The sequence below is a fragment of the Neomelitea salexigens DSM 19753 genome (assembly GCF_000422345.1).
Taxonomy (GTDB): domain Bacteria; phylum Pseudomonadota; class Gammaproteobacteria; order Pseudomonadales; family Spongiibacteraceae; genus Spongiibacter; species Spongiibacter marinus_A.
Map to the genome: position 1 here is coordinate 39,102 of NZ_AULP01000015.1, position 8,571 is coordinate 47,672.

General features: G+C 49.0%; 7 protein-coding genes. 5 read left to right on the top strand and 2 right to left on the bottom strand.

What is annotated here, in order from left to right; translation table 11 throughout:
• Positions 1 to 112: 112 nt before the first annotated feature.
• From H573_RS0115260 to ttcA, 5 genes are read left to right on the top strand one after another with little or no spacing between them, the layout of a single operon-like run.
• Positions 113 to 1,372 (top strand): tyrosine-type recombinase/integrase, encoded by a 1,260-nt coding sequence (locus tag H573_RS0115260; protein WP_036257005.1) that lies wholly within the window; start codon positions 113 to 115, stop codon positions 1,370 to 1,372.
• The gene (locus tag H573_RS0115265) at positions 1,369 to 3,003 is read left to right on the top strand and encodes a hypothetical protein (protein ID WP_051171363.1); all 1,635 of its coding nucleotides are present in this window, start codon (positions 1,369 to 1,371) and stop codon (positions 3,001 to 3,003) included. The genes H573_RS0115260 and H573_RS0115265 overlap by 4 nt, the downstream gene beginning before the upstream one ends.
• Positions 2,990 to 5,317: a hypothetical protein gene (locus H573_RS0115270; protein WP_036257006.1), complete on the top strand. Its 2,328-nt coding sequence runs from the start codon at positions 2,990 to 2,992 to the stop codon at positions 5,315 to 5,317. Before H573_RS0115265 ends, H573_RS0115270 begins: the two co-directional genes overlap by 14 nt.
• Positions 5,318 to 5,737 (top strand): hypothetical protein, encoded by a 420-nt coding sequence (locus H573_RS18510; protein ID WP_051171364.1) that lies wholly within the window; start codon positions 5,318 to 5,320, stop codon positions 5,735 to 5,737.
• Positions 5,734 to 6,576: a tRNA 2-thiocytidine(32) synthetase TtcA gene (gene ttcA, locus H573_RS0115280; RefSeq protein ID WP_027875038.1), complete on the top strand. Its 843-nt coding sequence runs from the start codon at positions 5,734 to 5,736 to the stop codon at positions 6,574 to 6,576. Before H573_RS18510 ends, ttcA begins: the two co-directional genes overlap by 4 nt.
• 100 nt (positions 6,577 to 6,676) lie before the next feature.
• Here the strand turns inward: ttcA and H573_RS18515 are convergent, their stop codons facing one another.
• Positions 6,677 to 8,089 carry a TnsA endonuclease N-terminal domain-containing protein gene (locus tag H573_RS18515; protein WP_205618954.1) on the bottom strand — a complete coding sequence of 471 codons (1,413 nt, stop codon included), beginning with the start codon at positions 8,087 to 8,089 and terminating at the stop codon, positions 6,677 to 6,679.
• Positions 8,090 to 8,209: 120 nt separating this feature from the next.
• Positions 8,210 to 8,571, bottom strand: a 362-nt coding sequence (locus H573_RS19415; RefSeq protein WP_084498112.1) for an integrase core domain-containing protein, incomplete at its 5' end; no start/stop codon positions are given.

The following is an 8,571-nucleotide window of genomic DNA, read 5'->3' on the forward strand; positions in this document are numbered from 1 at the left end:
TCTCTTTTCTCCGTTTGTAGTTGACCCTCACTGTTGATTGATTATTTTTGACAAAATGTAAGCTTCAGCATACAGTCGTATAAAAATTATTGCCCGGTGCGATTTGTCAAGAATGCTTGATGCGACCTTGAAGCGTTACAAATGGAATAAGAAGACCTTCTTCGCCATCGTTAATGGACATTCATGCCCGTTCGAGCCGTACGTTTCGGCATATCTCAATACGCTCAGTTCATACGCAAATAGCACACAGCACCGTTACGGCAGAGATCTGCTATTCATCCTCAAGTACTTTGATCGAAAGGGCATTGATCTGACTGGCCGAATAGCCTCCGGCGACCTGATTAGCATGGCTGAGTATTCGGATTTTCATACGCAGTGTGCCTTGAGCTCTGATATCGACCTTGACTCAAAGGTGGTTCCGCTCTTGTCCCACGCTGAGAGCAAAACGTTCAGGAATATCATGGCGTCAAACAACTTTGTCGCCAGCAAGGTCTCCAGCGAGACTCAGCGTGGACGACTGAACCGGCTTCGAAGCTATATAACGTGGTTGTTTGAGCAATTCCATGATCCACTTTCCGTCGGTGAGAAGCTCGAACGCAATTTCGAGAAATTAACAATGAAGATGCTCCAAGATGAGCGTTCATTGAATGTCGTTGAGGCGCATGTGAATCGACACCCAACTAAAGATGCGATTCCGCCAGACGTCTTTTGCAAGTTAATTGAGATCATTCGACCATCGTCCCCTAACAACCCATTCACCCAACGTAACCGATTGCGGAACTACCTGGTCGTCACATTACTTCTCGACACGGGTATTCGGCGAGGCGCACTGGCAAAGTTAAAGATATCGGATCTACGCTCTGACAGCTCCGGTGCGGCGCTTTGGATTTATCCAGAGCGCGATGACGTATCGGACCCACGGTTGGAAAGACCGAACCAAAAAACCAAAGCTCACCTCGCGGCGCTGAACCCCACGGTCATGGATGCCCTTTTGTTCTACATAGAAAGTGACCGGAAACTGATATGCGGATCAGCCGAGAACGACTTTGTCTTTGTAAGTAACAGCAATGCGAAGGGCACAAAAGGACAGCCTCTTGCTGCGAAATCAATCAATGAAGTGTTCTTCACGCTTTCAAAGGTGCTTGGTTACCGCGTACACCCACATTTGATGCGGCACATGTGGAACGACCTTTTTGATGACAATAGCGATCATCAGAACTTCACATCACAACAGGTTGAAGATGCCAGAAAGTACGCAATGGGGTGGTCCGCTAACTCGGCAATGTCGGACATATACAACGATCGAAGAACCTATCAGAAAGTTCGGAAAATCATGCAGTCCCACCAAGATCGTGTGGATGGTGCGAAATGAATGCCCTGTTGCAACAGGCAATGCGGTCGCATGAGCCAAACACAATTACCGCTCAAAGCGGCCTTAAAGTTGACGTAACCGCCGATTCTTGGCAGCTGCTCGCGACGACCAGTAAAGGTTGGAAGTTTGATATGAGCTGGGTCTGGAATACGGCTATTTCGGATGAAGACAGAAGCGACATGCTAACGGTCTATTCGCACTACGCGACGTCGAAGGCTGCCGGTACGACCTCAACAATTGTATCTAATACCAAACTATACCTATCATCAGGAATCCCACCGTTGATTAAGTTGAGGTCGCTGTGGAGCGGCCTTCCGGTGTCTCATAAGAAGGGGCTTAACCAATTCTTTGGCACGCTTTGCAAACTTGGATACAAGCAATACAACGATTACCACGGATTCACGAAAGCCAACTTGGACAAGGAAAAAACACTCACATTTGATTCGAAAAGAGGTGCGCTAAGTCACCAAGAGTTTGATAGCTTTTGCGCCGCTTTGAACCTGCGCCTCCAGTCGATTGACTGGAATGCAGACCGCTCGCTCGAATTTTTCCAATCACAATCCTTCAGCCAAATTTGCCGTTCCATTAGTAATAAACTAGCGGCAATCACTGTTCGTCGCCCCATACAATTGTCGATGCTCAAATGGATAGATGTGATTCCAGTAGGCAGTGGGTTTGAAGACCAACGAATCGACCCATCCCAGGAAGTTGGAAATATTGGCATCGACCAACTCCAGATAAGGTTTTTTCATGCAAAGGCTAGCGGCAGATCGTGGAGGACGGCACCAGAGAGGTTCCCGGTTGCTCTCAACGCGCAAAGCTCAGAGCTAATCGCCAGTTACAAACGGCTCTATATGCATGGTGTCCAGCTCTGGCTGAAAAATAGCGGTTGTCCGGTCACCCATGAAGAGACGCGTGATTTTTTGCCTCATATGCCGATGTTCCCGTTAACTGGCTTGTTCAATGAAAATATTGGCTCGATTGAGAGCTTGAGGTCGCTGTTTACTCAAGAGTCTCGTGGATTTCATGTCAACGAATCTGCAATAGCGATGAGCATGAGATACGTTGCAGCTGAATCCAGCCGGACGAAGGATTGCACAGTGACGTCGAACAGAATTCGGCATACAGTGCTGACTCGGGGCGCACAGGCGGGCTACACCGCAGCGACGTTAGCAAAGATCACAGGAGTTACTGAGCCCGCGGCTCGGCATTACATTGACCTTGACTACCGATCGCGTCGGATGATCGACGAACTCTATGATGGATCGGAGTTTTTAGCTGCTGTATTCAGCGATCCACTGGAGAGAGTCTCAGGCAAAGATGCGGAGGTCCTCGATCATCAGTTCAACAGCGTCGGCGGCATAAGAGATAAGCAAAGTTGCAACTCTTGCTCGGCTGTTACCGGGCGACCGATTGGCTGCTACGGGTGCAACAACTTTCGACCAATTCTGGAAGCTGATCACGCCGGAGTGCTTGAGCTGGCTGAACAGAAGCTGGCAGCCAATAGCAAAAAGCTACTTTCGCCCGTCGAAAAGCTCAGTGTGGAGAAGCTTACAAAACAGGTCGCGTGGATCAAGCGAACGATAGACGTGTGTAATCAAGTGCTGGAGGTACGACGTGGCGTTGAATAAGTACCTTGTCCGTACTCATGCACTAATTCAAAAGTACAAGGATGAAGCGCCCTTCAAGCAGTTCCAAAACCTAGATGGCCAATTGGCAACTTTCGATAATCTTGTCTGGTTTTACATTGATCCAAACAATGGCAAGAGAACTCGGATTTTAACCGGAAGGCACGGCACAAGAGGATCTGGATCGGCAGGTTCAGCCCCTAAATACGCATTGCCAGAGCCATACGGAGACTTGTTGAAGGTTTTCGTGATTGAGGCGTTTAATGCCTCTGTTTTCGCCTCGGAGATACAGGCACGTATCGGAGCGGCGCGATACTTACTCACAAACATGCAGGGTAACCTCCATACACAAACAGGATCAACGATCATCGAATGTTTCGGGGAGACTAGGCTTGATCGGATGGTGGTATTCCTTGAGTTCTGTGAGCGACAAGGGCTGATGCCTCGTGCATCCGATCAGGTTCGTCGTAATATCAGGGATAAACGTGATCGGACGGGTCACAGTGTCGAAGCCACCCGCAGAGAGAAAATGGCCAATGAGGAGGTCATAAGAGCTGCTGGGAACATATATGCAAAAACAATCACCAGTCTCAAACAAGGAAATGCCGGACAAGGCTGTTTTCGAGATGCATTGACTACATTTATTGTTTTGCTTTGCTGCGCATCACCGAATCGAGCCGGGGCTGAAGTGCCACTTCTTGTCAATCAGAAGCTCCAAAGTTATTCAGAGGATGGTCGAGCAGATGTTTTTTATCTTGATTGGCCGGGTAGCAAAGGCTATCAAGACAATCGAACCCATATTCTTTCGGCACTTAGCGGTCATGTTGAGAAAGGGATAAACTACTTCTCAAAAGCCTGTCAGCCAGGTCGAATCGTAGCTTCCTATTACTCTCGGCCAGACCAAACACTTGGGCAGCTACTAAAAGGGTTTCCAATCGACCCGGAAAGAAAAGTGCGTATAGACCTGAATCGTAAACCTCATCTTTTCACTTTAGGTTACGCATTAGGTTTCTATGACGTTGATACAGAAGTTCATGTATTTATTCATGACGCTGAAGATCAGGGGGCACCGTACGAAAGAAGCAGACCGATAAAACTAGCCACACGCAAGAGCTGCTGGAAGTCCAAGTACATATTCGAACTGCAGATAGAGGATGAAATTTCATCAAACGCGATGAGATTGGCAAAACGACCCGGTATTGAGCGTTTGTTGGGAGTCAATTTTAGTTTTTCTCAGGCTCCGAGGTTTGACCCAAATCAGAATCGTTTAATTTCTATTGGACAGCTTGAGAAAGTAGTGCGTGATTTGCAGAGAGAGGCATTCCCCAGCTTCCCTGCAGGTTTTTCTACTGGTGATTTGAATAGCGTCAAAATGGACGTTGCACTCTTCTGTGTTTTAGGTCATCAGTTCTTTAAGAACGGCGCTAATAGAAAAAGGGGAGGCGTGCCAGGCCAGCAGGGATACTACCATATACTGACCCCGCGCTCTCTTTCAACGATGGCTAGTTGGGGGCTTGGTAAAAGTGGTGATATTTTCCTACGTCACGGTTTCAGTTCTAACTACTTTCTGAATCTACATCAACTCCGTCACTATACGAATACCATTGCCGACAAAAGCGGTATTCCCAACGAAGTCTTGACAGCTTGGTCGGGTCGCAAAAGTCGCGAGCAAACATACGAGTACATTCATACCAGCCATGCTGAGCGCAGTTCAAGAGTGGCGGGCGTTCAGAAAAAGGCGACCGAAACCACCCAACCGATTCGCTGGGTCTCAAGCAACGAAATTGCGCGGGAATTTAACTTGCCCGCAAGTGTTACTTCGACGGGTCTTTGCACTCAGAATCTGGTTGTGATTCCGTGCGAATACCTGAACGATTTTGTATCGAGTTGCTTCATGTGTCCGAATGCCTGCCATGTAGCTGGAGATGGTGACGCTATCGATACACTCGAAAAGGACTGTCAATTCCAGCACCGGCGCCTGGAGGCGGTTAAAAATGATAATCGCCTCGGTGCCTCACGTGCAATGCAGGAGTGGTTCGTTCTCCATAACTTTAATACACAAGTCCTAGCTCAGCTCGTCCAGCTAATGAAAGATATGCCAGTCGGCACTGTGATCTCTTTCAGTGAAAAAGCTCGACAGTTCAATCTCCTCGATGCTAAGTCCAAGAAACTTACACAAGTTTTGGCCAAGCTTACGGATTCCCATAAGGATTTGCAGAACGCTCTTGCAAGACAAGAAAAGGCTACAGACGAGCCTCGCTCCAATAGAGATTTGAAGGAATTAATGGCCAAATACAGCCTTGCGGAGACAGAGTAAATGGCGCTACCCAGCATCTCAGCGCAAGACCAGCGGCGTATCGAGCGACTGATTTCCAACTGGAAAGGCAAACTGACTTGGAAACTGCTTGCGAAGGCGATTGAGCTTGAACTGGAGATCAAAACAACACGCCAAACGCTTTGTACCTATAGAGGAATTTACACTGCTTATTCGAACCGAAAAAGCGACCTTCGCGGCGTTACTCCTGAGGTTGTGGCTAGCATCACTCGGTCAGATATTAATGCCCAGGAGCGCATAGCACGCCTCGAAAAGGAAGTTCGCGATTTGGAAGAAAAGAACGCCCAACAATTACGAATGATTGATCGTATTTTTGCCAACGCAACCGCTATTCCGAATCTTGACCTTCGAGATCTCGTAAAGGAAAGACCTGAAGAACTTAATGTGAGACCGAAAGTATGACAAACGCTGGAAAACGCCTTAAAAAGATATATCGTTTGGTAGGGAGAGCCGTTTCAGATTATCAAATGATAGAGGATGGCGATAAAATTATGGCGGCGATAAGTGGGGGGAAAGACTCATTTTTAATGCTAGATGCACTGCTGCACTTACAGCGAGTCGCAAAAGTAAAATTTGAGGTTGTTGCTGTAAATATGGATCAAAAACAACCAGGCTTCCCTGAGGATGTGCTTCCAAGATATTTGGAAGAAAACAATATCCCATACTTTATTCTGGAAAAAGATACCTATTCTATCGTCAAAGCGAAAGTTCCAGAGGGAAAGACAACTTGTGCGCTCTGTAGTCGCCTGAGAAGGGGCAGCCTTTACGGTTTTTCGGAAGAGATCGGGGCAACAAAAATTGCTCTGGGTCATCACATGGACGACATTGTTGAGACAATGTTTCTCAATATGTTTTTTCAGGCTAAATTATCAGCTATGCCGCCAAAATTGTTGAGCGACGACAAGCGGAATATCATTATCCGTCCTCTTGCATATTGTCGTGAAAAAGATATCGAAAAGGTTGCTAGGGATCGAGCCTATCCGATAATACCCTGCAATTTGTGTGGTTCCCAAGAAGGCTTAAAGCGCCAAGCAGCCAAAACAATGTTGGAAGAGTGGGACGCACAAGACCCGGATCGTGTGGTTAATATTTTCCGCAGTCTTCAGACGGTTAAGCCCTCTCAGCTTGCCGACACTAGTCTATTTGACTTTGCCTCGCTCCATATTGAGCGTCCTGCTCTGATACCCGTAACAAATCTTGCGGACGAGGTGAATACTGAAAGCCTCTTGAAGGAAGCCTAGAGGCGTAATGATAGTAACGTTTCGGGCAATTGCGTTGGCGGGGGAGCTATGAGGCTCCCCAGTCTAGGGAAAGGTTTACGCAAGTTCTGATATTCAATTTCTAGAGTAATACTCTAAATTGCCTCTTGTCGGCATCCGATGATTTCAGGATACGGTACTCCATCCCGCTTGCCACCGCGATTTGCTGGGCAAAGTCCTTCTTGGCCTGTACAACAGCGTCCTCGATCTGGTTGTCGGCCTTCACCTCGACGATAACGTACTTCAGGCTGCCATCTGCTTCTTCACGTTGAAAAATGAAGTCAGGGTAGTAGCTGCGCACAGTCCGTGAATCGGGGTCGATGTACTGTATGAAGAAATCGGACTGGCCGTGTGTCAGCATTCCGGTGAAGTAGAGCTTTTTGACACGCTTCTCGCGTAGCAGATCCCAGAATAGCCAGTTCTCCGAGCCGGAGTCGAAGCAGTAGGTGTCGAGGTGGAAGCTCTTGGCGCGCTCTTCATCGTTGATCTTCTCGTCGTGCATCCGAACGATCTTATCCTTCGCCGCCGACATCTCGTAGTAGCCGTTCGGGGGCAGCTTAATCAGATCGACCTCGTGCTCCTCGGTTTGCTGCGATTCGTCCAAGTCGTAGAGCTGGCGGAACAGGCGCGGTATGATTTCGTCGTAGAGAAGCTCGTTGAACTCATTGGTGATGGCCACCAGCTCGTCGGAACCCTCTTTCGTCTTGGCTAGCAGTTCCTCGATCTCCAGCGGACACCGGTTCAGATAGCGGGATACCTCGGCCACAAGCGATAGTTGTGAGAAGGTTCGCTTCTTCCGGCGCGATGTGAGATCAAAGGTGCGGCTGCCGGAAGCGAGTGCCGCGTCGACGGCGGTCAAACCATCCTGCTGAGTTTCGATCAGACGGTATTTCTCGACCAGTTCGCCCCACTTCTGCGCATCCGCTCGCTCGGGCATCAACGCTTGCCCCGTCAACAACTGCTTTTCGCGTATCTCGTATTGCTTTCGCACACGCACTAGCTTGATCTTGACCGGCGGCTCAACCACGCGCACCTCCACGCGCTCCTTGTCCTTGCCGGTTTTCTGCAGCTCGTCCGCGCTGATGCGGAAGTTCTGCTGCAGCTCGTCGTTCAGGGTGTTGAGGTTGTCCTCGGAGAGGAAGACATTACCAGTGTGCTGAGCCTGCCCGATAGCCCTTAGACAGCGCATGGTGGCTTGAAGTACGAATACCTTCGATTTAGGCGAACGAAATAGTCCAACGCCAAACAGCGAGCGGCAGTTCCAGCCTTCCCGGCCCTTGTTGACCAGCAGGATGAACTGCTTTTCCGATCCTTCGGTGTCGAGCCGGTTAAATTCGCGGATGTCATCGTTAGTGGTAATCTTGCTGTCACCCACGTTGATCAGAATACGCGAGGTCGGGATGCCGTGTTTGAGAAGCGCTCGCTCCACAGCAGGTTTCAGCTCTTCGGTCAGCTCTTCAACTGTTGCGGCGAAGAACGCCAGTTTGGGCAGCAAGCCTTCCGGGCGCAGTTCGCCAGACTCTTTCAGGAAGTTCTCGATGGCGATGTCGACAAACTCGTCAGTGCGGGTGTTGGCGTAGCCGTGGAGCGTAACCTTCTTGAGGAAGTGTAGTGGTCAAGTAAAACAGGCCACGGGTTTATAAGTTTTCCAGTACATACTTTCTGCCACATTTGGCGGCAGGTCATCGTTGTGTCGATGCGGCCTGATTCCGCTGTAGTAGCCAATCACATAATCCGTGATCGACTGCTTCGCTTCAGCAAAAGAGCGGTATCCCGTTTCCGGTACCCACTCGGTTTTCAGGCTGCGGAAGAACCGTTCCATTGGTGCATTATCCCAGCAGTTACCCCGTCGACTCATGCTCTGCTTTATCTGGTAGCGCCACAAGTGTTGCCGGAAGCGCAGGCTGGTGTATTGAACGCCTTGATCTGAATGGAACAACAAGCCATTAGGCCTTCCTCTCGATTCGTAAGCCATCA

Bases quoted from the DNA above. Each gene is read 5' to 3' on its own strand.
- H573_RS0115265 (WP_051171363.1), top strand. From the start codon at position 1,369: ATGAATGCCCTGTTGCAACAGGCAATGCGGTCGCATGAGCCAAACACA.
- H573_RS18510 (WP_051171364.1), top strand. From the start codon at position 5,318: ATGGCGCTACCCAGCATCTCAGCGCAAGACCAGCGGCGTATCGAGCGA.
- ttcA (WP_027875038.1), top strand. From the start codon at position 5,734: ATGACAAACGCTGGAAAACGCCTTAAAAAGATATATCGTTTGGTAGGG.
- H573_RS0115260 (WP_036257005.1), top strand. From the start codon at position 113: ATGCTTGATGCGACCTTGAAGCGTTACAAATGGAATAAGAAGACCTTC.